20 protein-coding genes are annotated in these 19,982 nt (G+C 71.7%); 9 read left to right on the top strand and 11 right to left on the bottom strand.

Translation table 11 applies throughout. The features are described 5' to 3' along the window. Nucleotides 1–51: 51 nt before the first annotated feature. The 7 genes from ACFYRY_RS19080 to ACFYRY_RS19050 all read right to left on the bottom strand — a co-directional run bounded on the left by ACFYRY_RS19080 (nucleotide 52) and on the right by ACFYRY_RS19050 (nucleotide 7,025). A complete protein-coding gene (locus ACFYRY_RS19080) occupies nucleotides 52–765 on the bottom strand; it encodes an LAETG motif-containing sortase-dependent surface protein (protein ID WP_389146577.1) in 714 nt (237 codons plus the stop codon). 164 nt (nucleotides 766–929) lie between these two features. Beyond that, nucleotides 930–2,051, bottom strand: a complete 1,122-nt coding sequence (locus ACFYRY_RS19075) for an LOG family protein (protein WP_389146574.1) — start codon at nucleotides 2,049–2,051, stop codon at nucleotides 930–932. A 42-nt stretch (nucleotides 2,052–2,093) separates the two neighbouring features. Next, entirely contained in the window at nucleotides 2,094–2,510 is a 417-nt protein-coding gene (locus tag ACFYRY_RS19070; RefSeq protein ID WP_389146571.1) for a VOC family protein, read from the bottom strand. Nucleotides 2,511–2,687: 177 nt separating this feature from the next. Beyond that, complete coding sequence (locus ACFYRY_RS19065; protein ID WP_389146568.1) at nucleotides 2,688–4,118, bottom strand: hypothetical protein; 1,431 nt, start codon at nucleotides 4,116–4,118, stop codon at nucleotides 2,688–2,690. Continuing rightward, entirely contained in the window at nucleotides 4,100–4,840 is a 741-nt protein-coding gene (locus ACFYRY_RS19060; RefSeq protein WP_389146566.1) for an ABC transporter ATP-binding protein, read from the bottom strand. The genes ACFYRY_RS19065 and ACFYRY_RS19060 overlap by 19 nt, the downstream gene beginning before the upstream one ends. Nucleotides 4,841–5,100: 260 nt before the next feature. Beyond that, a complete protein-coding gene (locus tag ACFYRY_RS19055; protein ID WP_389146563.1) occupies nucleotides 5,101–6,474 on the bottom strand; it encodes an aspartate aminotransferase family protein in 1,374 nt (457 codons plus the stop codon). Between the two features lie 2 nt (nucleotides 6,475–6,476). Beyond that, nucleotides 6,477–7,025, bottom strand: coding sequence for an Lrp/AsnC family transcriptional regulator (locus ACFYRY_RS19050; protein ID WP_389146560.1), 549 nt, complete (start codon nucleotides 7,023–7,025; stop codon nucleotides 6,477–6,479). Nucleotides 7,026–7,194: 169 nt separating this feature from the next. Between ACFYRY_RS19050 and ACFYRY_RS19045 the strand changes: the two genes are divergently transcribed. The 5 genes from ACFYRY_RS19045 to ACFYRY_RS19025 all read left to right on the top strand — a co-directional run bounded on the left by ACFYRY_RS19045 (nucleotide 7,195) and on the right by ACFYRY_RS19025 (nucleotide 10,969). Continuing rightward, nucleotides 7,195–8,634, top strand: a complete 1,440-nt coding sequence (locus ACFYRY_RS19045; RefSeq protein WP_389146557.1) for a gamma-aminobutyraldehyde dehydrogenase — start codon at nucleotides 7,195–7,197, stop codon at nucleotides 8,632–8,634. 229 nt (nucleotides 8,635–8,863) lie between these two features. Next, nucleotides 8,864–9,244: a sortase-dependent protein gene (locus ACFYRY_RS19040; RefSeq protein WP_389146554.1), complete on the top strand. Its 381-nt coding sequence runs from the start codon at nucleotides 8,864–8,866 to the stop codon at nucleotides 9,242–9,244. After that, nucleotides 9,241–9,897, top strand: coding sequence for a class F sortase (locus tag ACFYRY_RS19035; RefSeq protein WP_389146551.1), 657 nt, complete (start codon nucleotides 9,241–9,243; stop codon nucleotides 9,895–9,897). Before ACFYRY_RS19040 ends, ACFYRY_RS19035 begins: the two co-directional genes overlap by 4 nt. A 63-nt stretch (nucleotides 9,898–9,960) precedes the next feature. Continuing rightward, nucleotides 9,961–10,452, top strand: coding sequence for an RNA polymerase sigma factor (locus tag ACFYRY_RS19030; protein ID WP_389146548.1), 492 nt, complete (start codon nucleotides 9,961–9,963; stop codon nucleotides 10,450–10,452). Next, nucleotides 10,436–10,969, top strand: coding sequence for a hypothetical protein (locus ACFYRY_RS19025; protein WP_389146545.1), 534 nt, complete (start codon nucleotides 10,436–10,438; stop codon nucleotides 10,967–10,969). Before ACFYRY_RS19030 ends, ACFYRY_RS19025 begins: the two co-directional genes overlap by 17 nt. 47 nt (nucleotides 10,970–11,016) lie before the next feature. Here ACFYRY_RS19025 and ACFYRY_RS19020 read toward each other — a convergent pair whose 3' ends face one another. Continuing rightward, the gene (locus ACFYRY_RS19020; protein WP_389146542.1) at nucleotides 11,017–12,180 is read right to left on the bottom strand and encodes a serine hydrolase domain-containing protein; all 1,164 of its coding nucleotides are present in this window, start codon (nucleotides 12,178–12,180) and stop codon (nucleotides 11,017–11,019) included. 297 nt (nucleotides 12,181–12,477) lie between these two features. Here ACFYRY_RS19020 and ACFYRY_RS19015 point away from each other — a divergent pair, with 297 nt between their 5' ends. Next, on the top strand, nucleotides 12,478–14,175 hold the full coding sequence (locus ACFYRY_RS19015) for a sigma-70 family RNA polymerase sigma factor (protein ID WP_389146540.1): 1,698 nt from the start codon (nucleotides 12,478–12,480) through the stop codon (nucleotides 14,173–14,175). On the opposite strand, the gene ACFYRY_RS19010 is transcribed toward ACFYRY_RS19015, so the two are convergent. Next, on the bottom strand, nucleotides 14,172–14,906 hold the full coding sequence (locus tag ACFYRY_RS19010) for a glycerophosphodiester phosphodiesterase (RefSeq protein WP_389146537.1): 735 nt from the start codon (nucleotides 14,904–14,906) through the stop codon (nucleotides 14,172–14,174). The genes ACFYRY_RS19015 and ACFYRY_RS19010 overlap by 4 nt on opposite strands. Before the next feature lie 18 nt (nucleotides 14,907–14,924). Next, nucleotides 14,925–15,986 (bottom strand): adenosine deaminase, encoded by a 1,062-nt coding sequence (locus ACFYRY_RS19005; protein ID WP_389146535.1) that lies wholly within the window; start codon nucleotides 15,984–15,986, stop codon nucleotides 14,925–14,927. A gap of 189 nt (nucleotides 15,987–16,175) precedes the next feature. Here ACFYRY_RS19005 and ACFYRY_RS19000 point away from each other — a divergent pair, with 189 nt between their 5' ends. Both ACFYRY_RS19000 and ACFYRY_RS18995 read left to right on the top strand, forming a co-directional pair. Next, nucleotides 16,176–16,898: a DUF4190 domain-containing protein gene (locus ACFYRY_RS19000; protein ID WP_389146533.1), complete on the top strand. Its 723-nt coding sequence runs from the start codon at nucleotides 16,176–16,178 to the stop codon at nucleotides 16,896–16,898. Nucleotides 16,899–17,050: 152 nt separating this feature from the next. Continuing rightward, nucleotides 17,051–17,542, top strand: a complete 492-nt coding sequence (locus ACFYRY_RS18995) for a DUF4190 domain-containing protein (RefSeq protein WP_389146530.1) — start codon at nucleotides 17,051–17,053, stop codon at nucleotides 17,540–17,542. 70 nt (nucleotides 17,543–17,612) lie between these two features. Here ACFYRY_RS18995 and ACFYRY_RS18990 read toward each other — a convergent pair whose 3' ends face one another. Next, nucleotides 17,613–18,233, bottom strand: a complete 621-nt coding sequence (locus ACFYRY_RS18990) for an NADAR family protein (protein ID WP_389146527.1) — start codon at nucleotides 18,231–18,233, stop codon at nucleotides 17,613–17,615. Nucleotides 18,234–18,413: 180 nt separating this feature from the next. Here ACFYRY_RS18990 and ACFYRY_RS18985 point away from each other — a divergent pair, with 180 nt between their 5' ends. Beyond that, entirely contained in the window at nucleotides 18,414–19,949 is a 1,536-nt protein-coding gene (locus ACFYRY_RS18985; protein WP_389146524.1) for a gamma-aminobutyraldehyde dehydrogenase, read from the top strand. The last annotated feature ends 33 nt before the right edge of the window (nucleotides 19,950–19,982 follow it).

Genomic DNA, 19,982 nt, shown 5'->3' with positions numbered 1-19,982 from the left:
CCGCCCTCGTCGAAGGGCGGGCCACAGTGTGTCGGTACGACGCGGGCGACGTCAGCGGCCGCTGTTCGCCCCACGGCGACGGAAGCCGAAGAAGACGGCGCCGCCGCCGACGGCGACCAGGGCGACCGCGACACCGGCGATGATGCCGGTGTTGGAGTTCGCACCGGTCTCGGCGAGGTTGGAGTCACCGGCCGCGGGGGACGGAGCGTTGCTCACGGTGCCCGCCGGCTCGGTGCTCTCGGCCTGCGAGGGCGTCGGGCTCGGGGTCGGGCTGTCGGTGTCCTCGGCCGGGGTCGACGCGGAGTCCGACGGCGTCGGGGTGGGCGTCGGGGTGGACTCCGAGGGCGGGGTCGGGGTGTCCTCGGTCTTGCAAGCCGTGGCCGGGGTGGTCAGGTTGGGCTTGATGTCCTCGTCGACCTGGTTGCCGGCCTTGACGTGGACGCGGTAGACGGCGTTCGGCTGCCAGTCCTCCTCGAAGGTGATGGTGACACCCTCGCGCTTGCCCTTGACCTCCTGCTGGCCGACCTTCTTCGCGTCGGCGCCGTTCTCCTCCAGGAAGACGGAGACGACGGCCGGGACACCGGAGGGGTCCACGTCGGTGACGGTGATGACACCCTTCGTGCCGTCACATTTCGCCTCGGCGGAGAACTCGCTGATGTCGCAGGCCAGCGCGCTGCCGGCGGCACTGAGCGCCAGCGCGGCGGAGGCGGAGGCGACACCGAGGATGCGCGCGGCGCGTACGGCGGTACGACGGGATATGGACACTGCCACGTTTGTCCTTCACAGGATGCGTAAATGCGGGGGGTGGAGGGGGCGGTGAGGTGATGTCAGCATCACACCTCCACCCCCAGGGGACTCACAGGTCTATAAGCGCTGCATAAGTAGTGTCAACGCATACGGAGGATACAGGCGTTGGCTTTGCCGTCTTATTAACTGCCGAGACGTTTCAGCGCCGCCGGGGCTTCCTCGATCCGGTCGACCAGCGCGATGCGGTCCTCCATGGACCGGTCCCGCGCGAGCGCCCGCAACAGCGGCCACGTGGGAAGTCTCTCCGTCCAGTGGGCCCGGTCCACGAGGACCATCGGCGTGGGCTCGCCCCGCGACTCGTAGTAGTTGGGCGTCGCGTTGTCGAAGATCTCCTGTACGGTCCCGGCGGCGCCCGGCAGGAACACCACGCCCGCGGTGGAGCGGGCCAACAGGCCGTCCTCGCGGGTGGCGTTGGCGAAGTACTTGGCGATGTGACCGGCGAAGGCGTTCGGCGGCTCGTGGCCGTAGAACCAGGTCGGGATGCCGACGGAGGGGCCGCCCTCGGGCCAGCGGCCTCGCACCTCGAAGGCGGCCCTCGCCCAGTCGGTGATCGAGGGCGTGAAGCCGGGCGTCTTGCCGAGCGTGCGGAGCGAGTCGGTCAGCATCTCGTCGTCGTACGGGGCGGCGTACGCGCCGAGGTTCGCCGCCTCCATCGCGCCGGGGCCGCCGCCGGTGGCGACCGTGAACCCGGCGCGGGCCAGCTCCCGGCCGAGCCGCGCGGCACCGGCGTACTCCTGAGTCCCGCGCGCCATCGCGTGACCGCCCATCACACCCACCACCCGCGCCCCGCGCAGGAGTTCGTCGAGGGCGTCGGAGACGGCGTCGTCGTGGATCGCGCGCAGCATCGAGGCGAATATGTCGCCGTCGGTCTTGGTCTGCTGGAACCAGGCGTACGCGCGGGCGTCCGGTGTGGCCTCGTAGCCGTCCGCCAGGAAGGCGAAGAGTTCGTCGGGGGAGTAGACCAGGCCCCGGTACGGGTCGAAGGGCAGGTCGGGGACGGGCGGGAAGACCATGGCCCCGTCCGCGCGGACCTTGACCGCGGCCTCCTCGCGCATCCGGCAGCCGAGGAAGACCGCGCCCGACGTGTCCGTGCCGAGGAGTTCGCGTGTACGGTCCGTCAGATCGACGGCCTGGACGCGGAATCCGGCGAGCGTGCCGCGCGCCGAGACGGTGGCGTCGAACTCCTCGAGCGTCTCTATCTCACGGTCGTTGTGGTGGGCCGCATGGGCGGGCATCATCTGCACCCGCTCATGCTAGGGCCCAGGGTTCAGGGCGGCGGCGGGGTCTCAGCCCTGGACGGCGGCCGGGTCCATCCAGACGACCTCCCAGGTGTGGCCGTCCGGGTCGTCGAAGGAACGCCCGTACATGAAGCCGTGGTCCTGCGTCTCGCCCGCCGGGGAGCCGCCCGCCGCCAGCGCCTTCTCGACGAGTTCGTCGACCTTCTCGCGGCTCTCGGCGCTCAGCGCGATCAGCACCTCGCTGGTTCTGGTCGCGTCGGCGATCTCCTTCTTGGTGAAGGTCGCGTAGAACGACTTGGTGAGCAGCATGGCGACGATGTTGTCGCTGATCACGACGGAGACCGCGTTGTCGTCGCTGAACTGCGGGTTGATCGTGTAGCCCAGCTCGGTGAAGAACTTCTTCGAGGCGTCCAGGTCGTTGACCGGCAGGTTGACGAAAATCATCTGCTGGTAGCTCGAGGTCATCGGTCTCTCCCATCGGGTGCGTGCTGTTCGGTGGGTAGACGGCGCGTCCCACCGGAACTCATCGGCCGCCGGAGATTTTTTTCGTACGGATTCTCGTACGGATTCGCGTACGGGCTCAGCAGAGGGCTCGGAAGGGGGTCTCTTGTCGGTCTTCCTGCGGGTTTCGTGCGTCCTGCGTCAGCGGGCCAGGGGAAGCGCGGCGAGTTCGGCCACGACCAGGGTGAGCGGGCCGAACAGGGCCAGCAGCGCGGCGGCGCGCAGGGCGGCGGCGCTGCGCAGCGTGGTGCTGGGCGCGCCGAGCCGCAGCAGGGCGGCCGTGGTGTCGGCGCGGGCCTGCTTGGCCTCCACGGCGGCGGTCGCGAGGGTCGCCACGGTGCAGCCGGTCACCAGGAGCAGACCGAGGACGGTCAGCGGTCCGACGGAGGGATCCGCCGTGTCGTACAGCGCGGTCATGGCGTACGTCCCCGACATGACCGCGCAGACCACGCCGAGGGGGCGGCCGATGCGGGTGGCCTCCGCCATGAGGACGCGACCGGCGAGGAGGCGGAGGGCGCCCGGCCGGGCGGTCTGGAGGAGGCGGCCGCAGAGGTGGGTGAGGCCGGGGCCGGCCAGGGCCAGACCGAGGGCGGTGAGGACCCAGCCGACGAGGACCCCGGCGGGGCCCGCTGTGCTGAGGCCGCCGGGCATGGTGAGGGAGGAGGTGGGTGCTGAGGCGGGGGCGGCGCGGTTGGCGTAGGCCTCCACGGCCAGACCCGCGGCGAGGATCGCGATGCCCCAGGGGAGGCCCCGGGGGGCGTCCTGGGGGGACGAGGGGAGGCTCCCTCCGGGGATCAGGTCCGGCGTGTCGGTGTCAGGGGTGGCGGTGTCCGCGGTGTCGGTGTCCGGATCGGAGGTCACCGCGCTGCTCATGTCCGGGGTACCGGTGTCCGGGGCGGTGGCCACCGCGGTGGTGGGTCCCTTTGTCCGGCCCGGTGAGGTGGTGCCGCCGTGCCTCGGGTCGGGAGCCGCACCGGCGGTGGCCCGTGCCGCGGGGGCGCCGTACGTCCCGAGGCGGCCGAACGACCGGACCCCCGCGAGGGCCGCTGCCTGCCGCCGGCGCTCCCGTGGCCGCGACACCAGGCCCACCGCCAGCGACGCGGACACCGGGACCAGGGCCAGCAAGGTCAGAGCGGCCGGGAGCGGCAAGGGCTCGCCCGCCGCCAGGAAGTCCGCTGCCGCCCGGTCGAACGGCATGCCGGTCAGGTCGCCTCGGAGGTGGAGGAAGACCAGCAGGGCGAGCATGGAGCCCAGCATGCTGGAGAGGGCCGTCGTGGTGGCCGAGACGGCCATCAGCCGGACGGGGCCCAGACCGATCGCCGACAGGCCGGTGCGTGGCCTGGCGGCCGGGTCGGTGCGGGCCACGGCGAGAGCGAGGTACACCGTCGTGGCCAGGGGTGTCGCGCACCAGGCCAGCCGAAGCAGCGAGCCCGCCGGGTCGTCGGGGTGGCCGATCGCGTAACCGAGGGTGCAGAGCAGGAGGAAGCCCGTGCCGGCCGACGCCGTCGCCACCAGGAGGCGGCGGAGCTGGACGGCCGGGTGGGCGCCGCGGGTCAGACGGAGAGCGAGCACGTGGCCCGGCCTTCCGTCTCGGGGACCGGGGGCAGGTGCACGGTGTTCACGCGCCGTCCGTCCAGCAGCGACACCGTGCGGTCGGCGAGGGCGGCCGTCTGCGGGTCGTGCGTCGCGAGGACCACGGTGATGCCGTGCGAGCGGGCCGCCGTGGTGAGCGTGCGCAGGACGTGGGTGCGGTCCACGCTGTACAGCGGAGCCGTCGGCTCGTCGGCGAACAGCACCGTGGGGGCAGGCGCAAGGGCCCGCGCGACGCACACCCGCTGGCGCTCGGACTGGCACAGTTCGTGCGGGCGCTTGCGGGTGCTGTCGCCGACGTCCAGGCGCTCCAGCCACTCCAGCGCCGCCGTCTTGGCACGGCGCCGGCTGGTGCCGCGCAGCATCAGGGGAAGGGCCGCGTTCTCCCAGGCCGTGAGCTCGGGGACCAGTACCGGGGTGGGCTCGATCCAGCCGAAGCGGTCGCGCCGCAGCCGCTCGCGGGCCATCGGGCCCATGGTGTGGACGGGCGCGCTGTTGAACCAGACCTCGCCGCGCTGCGCCGGGACCAGCCCGGACAGGCACCCCAGCAGGGTCGTCTTGCCGCTGCCGCGCGGGCCGGTGACGGCGAGGATCTCGCTCTCGCGGACGCCCAGCGAGACACCGGCCAGCGCGGGGGAGCCGTCCTGGTGCGTGAAGTGCAGGGACCGTGCCCAGAGCACGTCGTTGTCCGGCGGGGCCTCCATGGGCGTACACCTCGTTCAGATCAGAAAAGCCGTGCGTGGTTCGCGAAATCCCCCGTGCGGGGGAACGAAGGCAGGGCCGATCGGTCACAGGCACGCTAGGCAGTTCCCGAGGTCGGCCCGCACAGCACGCGGCCCCGGGCGCCCGTTTCTCACTCGAACGGGCGGCACCGGGGCCGTATTTGATCTTCCTTAACGAAGATCCCTCCGGAAGATCAGAGCCAAGATCAGAGCCAAGTCCGGAGCGGAGACCGATACGAAGATCAGAACTTCGTCCACGCCTCCGTCAGCGTCGCGCGCAGGATCTGCTCGATCTCGTCGAACGTCCCCTGGTCGGAGATCAGCGGCGGGGCGAGCTGGATCACCGGGTCGCCGCGGTCGTCGGCCCGGCAGTACAGGCCGTTGTCGAAGAGGGCCTTGGAGAGGAAGCCGTACAGGACGCGCTCGGTCTCCTCCTCGTCGAACGACTCCTTGGTGTGCTTGTCCTTCACCAGTTCGATGCCGTAGAAGAACCCGTTGCCGCGGACGTCGCCGACGATCGGCAGGTCGTGCAGCTTCTCCAGGGTCGAGCGGAAGGCGCCCTCGTTGTCGAGCACGTGCTGGTTGAGGTTCTCGCGCTCGAACAGGTCCAGGTTGGCGATGCCCACGGCCGCGGAGACCGGGTGCCCGCCGAAGGTGTAGCCGTGCAGGAAGGTGTTGTCGCCCTGGTAGAACGGCTCGGCCAGGCGGTCGGAGATGACGCAGGCGCCGATCGGGGAGTAGCCCGAGGTCATGCCCTTGGCGCAGGTGATCATGTCCGGCACGTAGCCGAACTTGTCACAGGCGAACATCGTGCCCAGGCGGCCGAAGGCGCAGATGACCTCGTCCGACACGAGCAGCACGTCGTACTTGTCGCAGATCTCGCGCACCCGCTGGAAGTAGCCGGGCGGCGGCGGGAAGCAGCCGCCGGCGTTCTGCACCGGCTCCAGGAAGACCGCCGCGACCGTGTCCGGGCCCTCCATGAGGATCTGCTGCTCGATCTGGTCGGCGGCCCAGCGGCCGAAGGCCACGGGGTCGTCGCCGAAGAGCGGGGCGCGGTAGATGTTGGTGTTCGGGACCTTGTGCGCGCCCGGGACCAGCGGCTCGAAGGGGGCCTTCAGGGCCGGCAGGCCGGTGATGGACAGAGCGCCCTGCGGGGTGCCGTGGTACGCGACCGCGCGCGAGATGACCTTGTGCTTGGTGGGCTTGCCGGTCAGCTTGAAGTACTGCTTGGCGAGCTTCCAGGCGGTCTCGACGGCCTCGCCGCCGCCGGTGGTGAAGAAGACCTTGTTGAGGTCGCCCGGGGCGTGGTCCGCCAGACGCTCCGCGAGCTCCACGGCCTTGGGGTGGGCGTACGACCAGACCGGGAAGAACGCCAGCTCCTGTGCCTGCTTGAAGGCCGCCTCGGCGAGCTCCACGCGGCCGTGTCCGGCCTGGACCACGAACAGACCCGCGAGACCGTCGAGGTAGCGCTTGCCCTTGTCGTCGTAGATGTGGGTGCCCTCGCCCCGGACGATCGTCGGTACGGGGGAGTTCTCGTACGAGGACATGCGGGTGAAGTGCATCCACAGGTGGTCGTACGCGGTCCGGCTGAGGTCCTTGGGGCTGTCGGTGCTCACGGTTATCGGGTTCCCCACATGTAGGTCTGCTTCTTGAGCTTGAGGTAGACGAAGCTCTCGGTGGAGCGCACTCCGGGGATGGCTCGCATGTGCTTGTTGATGACCTCCAGCAGGTGGTCGTCGTCCTCGCAGACGATCTCCACCATCAGGTCGAAGGAGCCCGCGGTCATCACCACGTACTCGCATTCGGACATGGCGCTGAGGGCGTCGGCCACGGACTCCACGTCACCCTCGACGCGGACACCGACCATCGCCTGGCGGCGGAAGCCCACGGTGAGCGGGTCCGTGACGGCGACGATCTGCATCACCCCCTGGTCGAGCAGCTTCTGGACGCGCTGGCGCACGGCCGCCTCGGAGAGGCCGACGGCCTTGCCGATGGCGGCGTACGGCCGTCGGCCGTCCTCCTGGAGCTGTTCGATGATGCCGAGGGAGACGGCATCGAGGTGCGGGGTGCCGCTGTTCCTCGACTCGCGGGAGGACTCACTGTTCTCCCGGTTCTCCCGCGAGTCTCTGGGGTGTGCGTTTCGACTGGCCACGAGCTCACTGTGCACGACGTCTCGACAGTTCCGCAAGGCCGATGCGATGAAATTCGTTGTTCATGCGATCGATACCTGCGGATTTCGCAGCGATGGCGCGATCGGGGGTGTTGAAAACGTGGACCTGCGGATTAGGGTGGGTGTCTCAGTGAGTGGACAGTTCAACCTTGACAGGAGGCCGGCAGTGAGCACCGAGCTGCGTCGTCTGCGCAACCACATCGACGGAGAGTTCAAGGACGCCGCCGATGGACGGACCACCGAGGTGGTCAACCCCGTGACGGGCGAGGCGTACGCGACCGCGCCGCTGTCCGGACCGGCGGACGTGGACGCCGCGATGGCGGCCGCCGCCGCAGCCTTCCCTGGCTGGCGTGACACGACCCCCGCCGAGCGCCAGAAGGCACTCCTGAAGATCGCGGACGCGTTCGAGGAGCGGGCCGAGGAACTCATCGCGGCCGAGGTGGAGAACACGGGCAAGCCGATCGGGCTGACCCGCTCCGAGGAGATCCCGCCGATGGTCGACCAGATCCGCTTCTTCGCGGGCGCGGCCCGGATGCTGGAGGGACGCAGCGCCGGCGAGTACATGGAGGGGCTGACCTCGATCGTCCGCCGTGAGCCGGTCGGCGTCTGCGCGCAGGTCGCGCCGTGGAACTACCCGATGATGATGGCCGTGTGGAAGTTCGCGCCGGCGATCGCGGCGGGCAACACGGTCGTGCTCAAGCCGTCGGACACCACTCCGGCGTCCACGGTCCTGATCGCCGACATCATCGGCTCGATCCTGCCCAAGGGTGTCTTCAACGTCATCTGCGGCGACCGTGACACGGGCCGGCTGATGGTGGAGCACCCGACCCCGGCGATGGCCTCCATCACCGGGTCCGTGCGCGCGGGCATGTCGGTCGCCGAGTCGGCGTCCAAGGACCTCAAGCGCGTCCACCTGGAGCTGGGTGGCAAGGCGCCGGTCGTCGTCTTCGAGGACACCGACATCGCCAAGGCGGTCGAGGACATCTCGGTGGCCGGCTTCTTCAACGCCGGCCAGGACTGTACGGCCGCCACCCGCGTCCTCGTCCACGAGGGCGTGCACGACGAGTTCGTGGCCGAGCTGGCGAAGACGGCGGCGAAGACCAAGACCGGCCGTCCCGATGACGAGGACGTGCTGTTCGGTCCGCTCAACAACCCGAACCAGCTCAAGCAGGTCTCCGGCTTCATCGAGCGGCTGCCCGCGCACGCCAAGGTCGAGGCGGGCGGCCACCGGGTCGGCGACAAGGGCTACTTCTACGCCCCGACCGTCGTCTCGGGCCTCAGGCAGGACGACGAGATCATCCAGCAGGAGGTCTTCGGGCCGGTCATCACCGTCCAGTCCTTCTCCGACGAGGACCAGGCGGTGGAGTGGGCCAACGGCGTGGAGTACGCCCTCGCCTCCTCCGTGTGGACCAAGGACCACGGCCGCGCGATGCGGATGTCCAAGAAGCTCGACTTCGGCTGCGTGTGGATCAACACCCACATCGCGCTGGTCGCGGAGATGCCGCACGGCGGCTTCAAGAAGTCCGGCTACGGCAAGGACCTCTCCGGCTACGGCTTCGACGACTACACGCGGATCAAGCACGTGATGACGTCGCTGGAGGCGTAGGCGCTCCGCGGGGGCGAGGAAGAACGACGGCGCGGATGCGGGCGGTTGCCCGGTCCGCGCCGGTTCGTTGTGGCTGGTCGCCCGGCCCCCCGGCCCTTCTCCGCCCTACGCCCGACCGGGCTTTGCCATCTCTTTACAACCCACCCCGTCGCTCCGTCGTCTCTCCCGTCGATCTGCAACCCCGCCCACCGAGCCTTCGGGTGGGCGGACCGACGAGAGAGAGCGATTCATGCGCCGAACTGTCCTCAGTGTCATGGCACTTGCGTGCACCGCCGTACTCGCGGGCGTCGGGCCCGCGTTCGCCGACGGGCTGAGCGCGAGCCCGGTTCCGTCCGCCGCCGACGCGAGCACTGCCCCGAGCCCGGTCCCGTCCGCCCCCGCCAGCGAGCCCCGGGAGGCGAGCAAGGTTCCGAGCGCCGAACCGAGCAAGGCGCCGTCCCGGGACCAGGTCGCGGTCGTGCCGAGCGGAGCGCCCGACACCGGCGCCGCGCCCGAGTCGGGCCAGTCCTCGTCCACCGGCGGCCTGATCGGCGGGGGCGCCGCCGCGGCGGGCGTACTGGGCGGCGCGGCGTTCGTCGTCGTACGGCGTCGGCGGGCGACCGGGGCATGACCTCCCTCTCCAGGCGCGCGTTCGTCACCGCGGCGACGGCCTCGCTGCTCGTGAGCTGCGGTGGCGGCGGGGGCGGGAAGGACGGCGGGGGCAACCAGGACGGCGGGAGCGGGCGGAACGGGCAGGGCACGGCGGCCCGTTCAGGCTCCACGTCCTCGCCCTCCCGGTCCTCCACCGACCCGGTGCGGCCCCTCGGACGGTCCGTCCCGATCGGGCTGCGCATCCCGGCCATCGGGGTCGACACCCCGGTGATGCAGTTGGGTCTGGCCCCGGACGGCACCGTGCAGGTGCCCCCGATCACGGCGCACGACCGGGCCGGTTGGTACCGGCACTCGCCGACGCCCGGCCAGACCGGACCGTCCGTGATCCTCGGTCATGTCACGGTCGGGTCCTACGGGGACGGGGTCTTCCGCGACCTCGTGCGGCTGCGGCAGGGCGACCGGATCGAGGCGCGCCTGGAGAACGGCACGACCGCGGCGTTCGCGGTGGACTCCGTACGGACGGTCGCCAAGGCTCACTTCCCGGCGAAAGAGGTCTACGGAGACGTGAGCCGCCCGGAGTTGCGGCTGATCACGTGCGGCGGCGCCCGCAGCGGGGACGGCTACCTCGACAACGTCATCGTCTTCGCCACGATGAGCTCCGCCGGCCACTGACCCGCACGCGTCGCATCCCCGCACGCCACCTGCCCGCACGCCCCACGGAGAGCACGGAGAGCGTTGAAACGGTCCCGCGAGACGGCAGCGTCCGAGCTGTTCGCCGCCCTCTACCCGCGTCTGGCCGGCTGGTGCCGGCGGCTGGTCGACGACGACGAGACGGCCCACGAGATCGCCTCGGAGGCCTTCACCCGGCTCTGGGGTCGCTGGACCGCCGTGACGGAACCCCGCGGGTTCCTCTACGTCACGGCGGCCAACCTGGTCCGGGACCACTGGCGCAAACTGGAGCGGGAGCGCGGAGCCGTGCGCAGGGCGACCGTCGAGGCCGCCCTGCGCCCGCCGCCCCAGCAGGCCGACCCCTCGGTGCGCCTGCTCGTCCAGGCGTTACCGGAACGGCTGCGGGTGCCGATCCTGCTGCACTATTACGCCGACATGCCGATCCGGGAGGTGTCCGCGCTGACCGGGCGCAAGGAAGGGACCGTCAAGGCCGACCTGCACGCGGCCCGCGAACTGCTCCGTGCCCATCTGGGGAGAAGCCTTGATCACACGCCCTGACGACGGTCCCGAATTCGAGCCCGACGACCCCCTCGCCGTCATCCTGCGGCCCGCCTCCGACTACCTCGGCCCGCCCGCCGGCCGGTACGAGGCGATCCGCCGCCGCGCCGGCCGCCGCCGTCTGCTGCGCGCCGCCGCGGTCGGGGTCGGCGCGTCCTGCGCCGTCGCCGCCCTGGTCACGCTGCCGCTGCGCCTGACGGCCCACCAGGGCCCCGCGTCCCCGACGGTCCCGATGGCCCCGCCGCCCGCGCGCAGTCCCTCGACCGGGCCGTCCCCGTCGGAGACGCCCCCCGACAGTCCCCGGCCCAGCCCGGAGACCAGCACCAACCCGTCCGATCCGGGCGAGAGGCCCGCTCGTGATCCGTCGGCATCGACGAACGCACCCTCGAAGGTCGCGACGATCGAGCCCTCGGTCGAGCCGTCGCTCTCTTTGCCGGTCGAGTCCTCGGTCGCCCGGCCGACGGCCCGGACCCAGGATGCGCCCACGCCCGGCAGCGCCCGCCCCTCCGTTCCGTGACGCGGCCGGAAGTGCGGTGCCGCCGTCGGAAGCCGGGCTCGTCCCCGCTACTTGAGCGCGGCGCGCGCGATCCGCTCGGTCACCGGGTTCATGTCCTCGCTCTTCACGTCCGTGCCGCCGACGGAGACGACCAGTGTGCGTGACAGGTTCCGGGTCGCGGCGATCACCGTGCCGTAGCCGTACCGGGCGCCCGACTTGAGCCAGTAGACCCGGCCCTCGAACTCGAAGCGCTGCAGACCGGCGCTCATGTCGGCGCCCTTGATGCCCTTCGGGACCGTGAACATCTCCCTCAGCTGCGGCCGCGGCACCAGGTCGCCGCGGAACAGGCGGTTCAGCAGCCGCTCCAGGTCGGCGGTGGTGGAGATCATGTCCCCGGCCGCCCACCGGTCGGCCTGGTTCCAGTCGGTCACGTCGACGAGGTCCGTCGTGCCGTCGGCCCGCTTCACCGTCTGGTAGCCGCGGTTGTGCGGGCCGCGGATCGACGGGTCCGTGCCGGGGAAGTACGTGTCCCGCATCCCGGCGGGCAGCAGTACGCGCCTGGTGGCCTCGGATGCGTACGAGTGTCCCGTCACCTTCTCGATCAGCAGGCCGAGGATCGTGTAGTCGATGTTCAGGTAGTGCTGCTTCTTCCCCGGGCGGAACTCGGGGCCCTTGGCCACGGCCGACGCCACGACCTGCCGGGGTGTCAGCGTGTCGAAGCGGTGCGCGTACAGCTCCTCGAAGGTGTTCCCGAGGCCGTCGCCCGGCTGGATACCGCTCGTGTAGTTCAGCAGCTGCCGTACGGTGATCGGCTCGAACCTGCTGGACAGCAGGCCCGGAAGGTAGTGCTGCACAGGCGTGTTCAGGTGGATCTTCCCCTCCGCCGCGAGCTGCAGGACGACCGCGGCCGTCACCACCTTCGTCGTCGAACCGGCCCGGAACCGGGCGTCCGGGTCCGCCGCCGTGTCGCTCGCCAGGTCGTGCACGCCCGCGCTGCCGCGCCAGGTGCCGTCTCTGCCGCCGACCCGGACGAGTGCGAAGGTCGCGTCCTTGTCCGGGAGCCCTTCGAGCGCGGCGCGCAGGGCGGCGGTGTCCAGGTCGCCGGTCGTCGTGGCGTGCGCGGCGGCCGGGGCGGGCGCGGTCGCGGCGAAGGCGGGGGCCGCCAGCGGGGCCGCGCCGAGGGCGAGGACGAGGGACGCGGCGAGGAGGGTCGTGCGACGGGGGGCGCGCATGAGGCTGCTCCAGAGGTCTGCGGGTATGTGGTGATGCTCATCCTCCGGGCGCATCGCAGCCACCGGATCGTCGGTGAGGAGGGCGCCCGCCCCTGACGCGACCCCGATCAAGTTCCGTACAGGACAAGGGGGTTGTCAGGGGAGCCACCTAAGGGCAGCCGAAAACTGTTATCCCGGCCGCCTTCACGCCGTCTCCGCACTGTGATGCCGGACATACGACACTCGCGGCCCGCCTGAGAGGGTGCGTGCCAGAAGAAATCCGACCTCGGTCATCACACCGGTCACCGAAAGGGCATCGTGGACACGCGGCACTGGAGCTCCACCGTCGTGGCGGCGCAGGCCGGCGACCGGCAGGCGCTGGACGACCTGGTCGCGGGCTGGCTCCCGCTGGTCTACAACGTCGTCGGCCGGGCGCTGAACGGCCACGCCGACGTGGACGACGTCGTGCAGGAGACCATGCTGCGGGCCGTCGACAACCTCGGCTCGCTGCGCGACCCGGACAGCTTCCGCTCCTGGCTGGTGGCGATCGCCATGCGGCAGATCCGGGACCGGGCCCGCCGCACAACGCCCGCCCGACTGGACGAGACGGCACCGCAGGAGGCCGCCGACTTCGCCGAACTCACCGTACTGCGGCTCCAGTTGGAGGGGGAGCGGCGTGAGGTCGCGGAGGCGGTGCGCTGGCTCGACGACGAGGACCGGCAGCTGCTGTCCCTGTGGTGGCTGGAGGTCGCCGGTGAACTCACCCGGCGTGAGCTGGCTGACGCCGTCGGCGTCAGCCGCCAGCACGCCGCCGTGCGTGTCCAGCGGATGAAGGAGCGCCTGGAGGTGTCGCGGGGCATCGTCCGGGCCCTCGACGGCGCCTGCCCGGACCTGCGCGAACTGACCGCCCGCTGGCCGGGCCGCCCCGACTCCGTCTGGCGCAAGCGGCTGGCCCGGCACATCCGCGGCTGCGGGTACTGCGGTGACGCCCGCGCGTCCGTCGTACCGGCGGAGCGCCTGCTGGCCGGGATCGCGCTGGTCCCGCTCCCGGTCGGCTTCACGCTCTCCCTCGCCTTCGGCGGCAAGACGGCCGTGGCCGCCACGGCCGCCGGCACCTCCGTCGGCTGGTCCGCCAAGGTGCTGAGCGCGCTCGCCAAGCCGGCGGTCGCCGTGACCGCGGGCGCGACCCTCGCCGCGGGCGGCGCGTACGTCGTCACCCGGCCGCCGGACCCCGCACCGCCCGCGCGCGCCGCCGTCACCACCCCGAGCCGGACGGCCACCTCCGCCCCACCACCCCCGTCGGCCTCCCCGACGCCCACAGCCCACACGCCCACGCCCACGGCCCCGCCCACGGCCCCGCCGTCGTCGGCCCGGCCGAAGAGAGCCGACCTGTACGGCGCCGTCGTCGACGCCGTCGACCGGGCACCCGACCCCAACGCCGAGCCGGCCACCCTGCCGCACCGGCCCGAGCCCGGCATCACCAGCAGCGGCGGCGCGCACGCCACCATGAACCACCGCGGGGACAGCGTGACGCTCAGCGGTCGGGGCTATGTCCTCGTCCGCTGGCAGATCTCACCGCAGTACCGGGCCGGCGCCCTGGTCATGCCGGCCTGGACCGGGCTGCGGGGCGAGCTCTTCCATGTCGCCTCGGGCGGCGGCCGGCGCATGGACGACCCGGTCAGCGCCACCGACCCCTCCGCCACCGGCATGGGCGACTCGGCCACCGGCTACGCCGTCCTGCCGTCCGGCACCCAGCAGATGTGGCAGAACGAGTACTTCTACGTCGACGGCAGCGTCACCCTCACCGTGAACGAACGCGGCGCCGACTACGGCCTGAACGTCTTCCCGTCGAGCTGGGACGCGGTGGAGAAGGACGTCACGACGGGCCCCGACCAGGGCGCGAAGCGCTACGGCCTGGTCCGCGACACCGGCACGGACGACACACCGGTGCCGCAGTACGTCACCCGCGCCACCCCGGCCGATCCGGCGACCGTCCCTCAACGCTCGCGCGTCTAGCTCAAGCCCGCGGACCGCCCGCCCTCGCGCCGGTCGCCGTCGCCCAGCGCCCCGTCGCGCAGGGCGCACAGGATGTCGACGCGGTTGGTGGTGATCGAGTCGACGCCCATGCCGATCAGGCGGCGCATGGAGCGGCGGGTGTCCGGGGTCCACACGGAGAGCAGACAGCCGTCGGTGTGCACGCGCTCGGCCAGGGCGTGATCCACCAGCCCGAAGCGGTAGTTGAGCCAGCGCGGGCGCACCGCGTCCAGCAGCGCGGGCCGGGGCGGGGCCAGCGTGGTCCAGGTCAGCGCGATCTCGGCGGCCGGGTCGGCGGCGCGTACGGCGAGCATGGCCCGGGCGTCCGCGCAGTAGTACACCCTCTCCCGCGCCCCGCACTCCCGCACCACGTCCACGATCCGGCGGGCCGCCCGCACGTCCGGGGTGCCCGGCAGGTCGAGCAGCACCCGGCTGCCCTCGGTCGCGGCCAGCGCCTGGGCGAGCGTCGGCACCCCGCCGTCCGTGAGCCCGCGCACCTCGTCGGCCGACAGCGACAGCAGCGGCCGTTCGTGCTCCCACAACCGCTTCAGCGTGTCGTCGTGCAGCAGGACGGGCACGCCGTCCCGGGTGAGCCGTACGTCGATCTCGACCGCGTCCGCGCCCCGCCGGAGCGCGGAACGCAGCGAGTCGACGGTGTTCTCACGGACGCGGTAGGGGTCGCCGCGATGGGCCACGGCGGTCAGCTTCTGCATGCGCCCATTGTGCTGTGATCAGGGGGCGAGCCAACCGGCGGTGTACGTGTCGATCTCGTCCTTGATCCGGGTCTTGCCCGTCTCGTCGAGGAACGAGGCCTCGACCGCGTTCTTCGCCAGCTCGGCCAGACCCCGCTCGTCGAGGTCCAGCAGCCGGGCGGCGACGGCGTACTCGTTGTTGAGGTCGGTGCCGAACATCGGCGGGTCGTCGGAGTTGATGGTGACCAGCACGCCGGCCTTCACGAACTCCTTGAGGGGGTGCTCGTCGAGCGTGGGCACCGCCCGCGTGGCGATGTTGGAGGTCGGGCACACCTCCAGCGCGATCCGGTGCTCGGCGAGATGGGCGAGGAGCTTCTCGTCCCGCGCTGAGCTGGTGCCGTGTCCGATGCGCTCGGCGCGCAGGTGGGTGAGCGCGTCCCACACGGTCTGCGGGCCGGTCGTCTCACCGGCGTGCGGGACGGAGTGCAGACCCGCCGCGATCGCCTGGTCGAAGTGCGGCTTGAACTGTGGCCGGGGTACTCCCACTTCGGGCCCGCCGAGCCCGAACGACACCAGGCCCTCCGGCCGCAGACGGTCGTCGGTGGCCATCCGTACCGTCTCCTCGGCGGACATCAGCCCGGCCTCCCCCGGGATGTCGAAGCACCAGCGCAGAACCGTCCCGAACTCGGCCTCGGCCGCCTTGCGGGCGTCCTCGATCGCCTCCATGAAGGCGAGTTCGTCGATGCCGCGCCGGGTCGAGGAGAACGGCGTGATGGTCAGCTCGGCGTAGCGCACCTGCTGCCGGGCCAGGTCCCGGGCGATCTCGTACGTCAGCAGCCGTACGTCCTCCGGCGTGCGGATCAGGTCGACGACGGACAGGTACACGTCGATGAAGTGCGCGAAGTCCGTGAAGCTGAAGAAGTCGACCAGGGCCTCGGGGTCGGTGGGCACCTTGGAGTCCGGGTGGCGGGCGGCCAGCGTGGAGACGATGCGCGGGGAGGCGGAACCGACGTGGTGCACATGGAGCTCGGCCTTGGGCAGCGACGCGATGAAGGCATGCAGATCGCGTGGGGCTCGGGCGTCGACGAGATGCTCGGTCATGGGGGCCTCCCCGGGGCAGGGCGCCGGGCACCGGTCGCGGTGCGGCGCGGGTGATCGGCTGATCGAATGCCGTCACATCGTAGGCCGTGGGCGGCGGTGAACCCGGGGGCGGGCTGGGGCTGAACCGGCCGTGAGGCGTGGTGGGCGAGGCCGTAGCATGGCCGCACGATCGACTTAGGGGGACATGACGTGACGGACGCAACGCAGCCGAGCGGGGAGGCCGGAGGCGGCCGCGACCCCTGGGCGCCGCCGGAGAGCAGGCCGTCCCTGGACAAGAACCAGGCACCCGGCTCCGGTCAGGCCCCGGGCGCCGCCCAGCCGCCCGGGTCGCCGCCCCCGTCCGTTCACGACCAGGCCACGGTCACCTCGATGCCCGCCGACGGGTACGCCGCACCCGGCTACACCCAGCCCGATCACACCCAGCCCGGCTACCCGCCGCCCGGCACCGCCGCCCAGGGCGCCGGCGCTCCCGGCGCCGCGCTGCCGCCCCCGCCCGTCGCACCCAACGGCCCCGCGGCTCCCGGCGGTTACGGATACCCGTCCTACCCCGCCGGCTACGGCTGGCCCGGTATGCAGGCGCCCCCGCAGAACGGCATGGGCGTCGCCGCGATGGTCCTGGGCATCCTGTCCTGCTGTCTGTTCTGCCTCTACGGCGTCGTCTCGATCGTGCTCGGCATCCTCGCGGTGGTCTTCGGCATCAAGGGGAAGAAGCGGGCCGAGCGCGGCGAGGCCGACAACCACGGCCAGGCGCAGGCCGGCCTGATCACGGGCGTCATCGGCATCATCCTCGGCGTCGCGGTCATCGTCCTGATCGCCATAGGGATCACAGCCGCGATCAACATGGACGACGAGTACGGCGACTCCTACGGCGCCTTGCGGGCCGGGCCGGTGTCCGTGCTCGCGAACGACTGAGGCACCGGCCGGATCAGCGCCGATTCAGCCACCGAGGCAGCGACCGGAGCAACTGCCGGGCCCACCTGCCGAATTCACCGGACGAAAGGGCGCGCCCCGAGGTGAGCAGGGCCATTACGATGCCCTGGCAGTCAACGAGGGGAGAGCAGTTCATGTCCGACGCCAATCCCGGACCCGGTGGGTTCGGGCCACCGCCGTCGCAACCGCCGCAGCCGTCACAGCCGCCGGCCGGGGGGTACGCCTATCCGCAGTCCGGGTCCGCTCCGGGGTACGGCTACCCGGCCCAGGGGCAGTCCTACGCGAGCCCGGCCCCGTCCTACCCGGCCGCCGCTCCGGTGGGTGCCTACCCGCAGATGCCCGGCTACGGCATGACACCGCAGCCGAGCAACGGCATGGGCACGACCGGTCTGGTGCTGGGCATCATCGGCGTCGTGTGCAGCCTGACGTTCTTCCTGTGGTTCTTCGGGGTCATCCTCGGGATTCTCGGGATCATCTTCGGCGCGATCGGCCGCGGCAAGGCGGGCCGCGGTGAGGCGACCAACAAGGGCGCGGCGACCGCGGGACTCGTCTGCGGCATCGTGGCCACGGTGATCCTGCCGCTGCTGGGGCTCCTGCTCTTCGCGAGTTTCATGAGCGCCTTCTGAGCCGTGACGGGGGCGGGGCCGGCCCGACGGCCGGGCCCGCCCCCGTCCGCGAGACCCGTCCGGCCTCGCCTCAGCCCGTCTCGCCGGCCAGGCCGGTCCGCAGCCGCTCCCGCGCCTCCATCAGCGCGAACCCGAGCAGGTTCGGCCCGCGCCACCGCCGCGGATCCGCGGCCGCCTCGTCGTCGGCGGCGAGGCCGATGCCCCACACCCGGTCCACCGGGCTCGCCTCCACCAGCACCCTCTCGCTGCCCGTGGCCAGCAGGAAGTCCCGCAACTCCGGATGCGCGGCGAACTTGTGCACGCTGCCCTCGACCACGATCCGGAACCGCTCGCGCTCCCACACCGCCTCGTCGAAGCCGCGCACCAGCCGCCCCGCCTTCTTGGCCTCGGCCGGATGCCCCGCCGCCACCGCCCGCTCCTCGGCCTCCGCGTCGTCGAAGAGCCGTGCTTTGCGCGCCATCATCCAGTGCTCGGCAGTCGCGTAGGACACGCCCGCCACCGTGAACGGCGAGGGCCACCACTGGCTCAGACAGCTCGGCCCCACACCGCCGCCGCTGGGTGGCCGGTGTCCCCAGAAGTACAGGTACTTGATCCTGGAGCCGGCCTCCACCTCCCTGACCAGCGCGTCCCGCGAATCGATCCTCCCCGTGATCCCTTTCATGCACGAAAGTCTGGCAGGCACCACTGACATCCCGCCCTGCCTTTCCGTGACTGGCTCGACACCTGGTCGACAGATTTCGTCGCGTAACCAAAAGGCAACAACGGAATCACTTGTTGGACGCCCTCACCTCTGTCAGGATCGGCACTCAAATCGAGCTGGAGCTACGCCACCCGCCTCCTTGAACGCGGGGCGACGGCGGAGGAGAGCGACATGCACAATCCGGGCACTGTCACCCCGGACCGGTTCGCGGCCCGGGAGCGCTTCGCCGAGGGCGCCCAGTTCATCGGGGGCCGGCTGACCACGGGAACCTCCGGCCGTACGCACACGGTCGTCGACCCGTCGACCGGCGAGGAGGTGTACACGTACGAGCTGGCGGGCGCCGCCGACGTGGACGCGGCCGTGGCCGCCGCCCGCGCCGCCTTCCCCGGCTGGTCGTCGCTCACCCCGGGCGGGCGCTCCGACGCCCTGCACCGCTTCGCCGCCGTGCTCGCCGACCGTGCCGAGGACTTCGCCCGTGCCGAGTCCCTCCAGTGCGGCAAGCCGCTCAAGCTGACCCGTGAGTTCGACGTGCCGGGCACGATCGACAACACCGCCTTCTTCGCGGGCGCCGCCCGGCACCTCCAGGGCCAGTCCGCGGGCGAGTACTCCGGCGACCACACCTCCTACGTCCGCCGCGAGCCGATCGGCGTCGTCGGCTCCATCGCGCCCTGGAACTACCCCCTCCAGATGGCCGCCTGGAAGATCCTCCCGGCGATCGCCGCGGGCAACACGATCGTGCTGAAGCCCGCCGAGCTCACCCCGCTCACCTCGCTGCTGTTCGCGCAGGCCGCCACCCACGCCCAGATTCCCGACGGTGTGATCAACATCGTCAACGGCGCCGGCCGGGAGGCCGGTGAGCACCTCGTCGGCCACCCGGACGTGGCGATGACGTCGTTCACCGGCTCCACCACCGTCGGCAAGCGCGTCGCCGAGATCGCCACCGCCACCGTCAAACGCCTCCACCTGGAACTGGGCGGCAAGGCCCCCTTCGTCGTCTTCGACGACGCCGACCTGGAGGCGGCCGTCAACGGCGCGGTCGCGGGCGCGCTCATCAACACCGGGCAGGACTGCACGGCGGCCACCCGCGCGTACGTACAGCGTCCCCTCTACGAGGCCTTCGTCGAGCGGACGGCCGCCCTCATGGAGACCGTCCGCCTCGGCGACCCGTTCGCCCCCGGCACCGACCTCGGCCCGCTGATCTCGCACGTGCACCGCGACCGGGTCGCCGGGTTCGTCGACCGGGCGCGCGGTTACGCACGCGTGGTGACCGGCGGTGAGGCGCCGCAGGCGGACCTCAAGAGCGGTGCGTACTACCGGCCCACCCTGGTCGCCGACGCGGCCCAGGACAGCGAGATCGTCCAGTCCGAGATCTTCGGGCCGGTCCTGGTCGTGCTGCCCTTCGACACCGACGACGAGGGCCTTCGGCTGGCCAACGACACGCCGTACGGACTCGCCGCCTCCGCCTGGAGCCGGGACGTCTACCGGGCGAACCGCGCCACCCGGGAGCTCAGGGCGGGCTGCGTATGGATCAACGACCACATCCCGATCATCAGCGAGATGCCCCACGGCGGGTACCGGGCGTCCGGCTTCGGCAAGGACATGTCCGCGTACTCGTTCGAGGAGTACACGCAGATCAAGCACGTCATGTTCGACAACACGGCGGTGCCCCGCAAGGACTGGCACCGGACGGTCTTCGGGGGCCGATAGCGACAGCGGGCCGCCTGACCCCCGGCCGCGCTG

The organism is Streptomyces sp. NPDC005263, from assembly GCF_042872365.1.
Lineage (GTDB): Bacteria > Actinomycetota > Actinomycetes > Streptomycetales > Streptomycetaceae > Streptomyces.
Note: the sequence above shows the minus strand (reverse complement) of the source record. Positions and strands in the feature narration are given on the sequence as shown.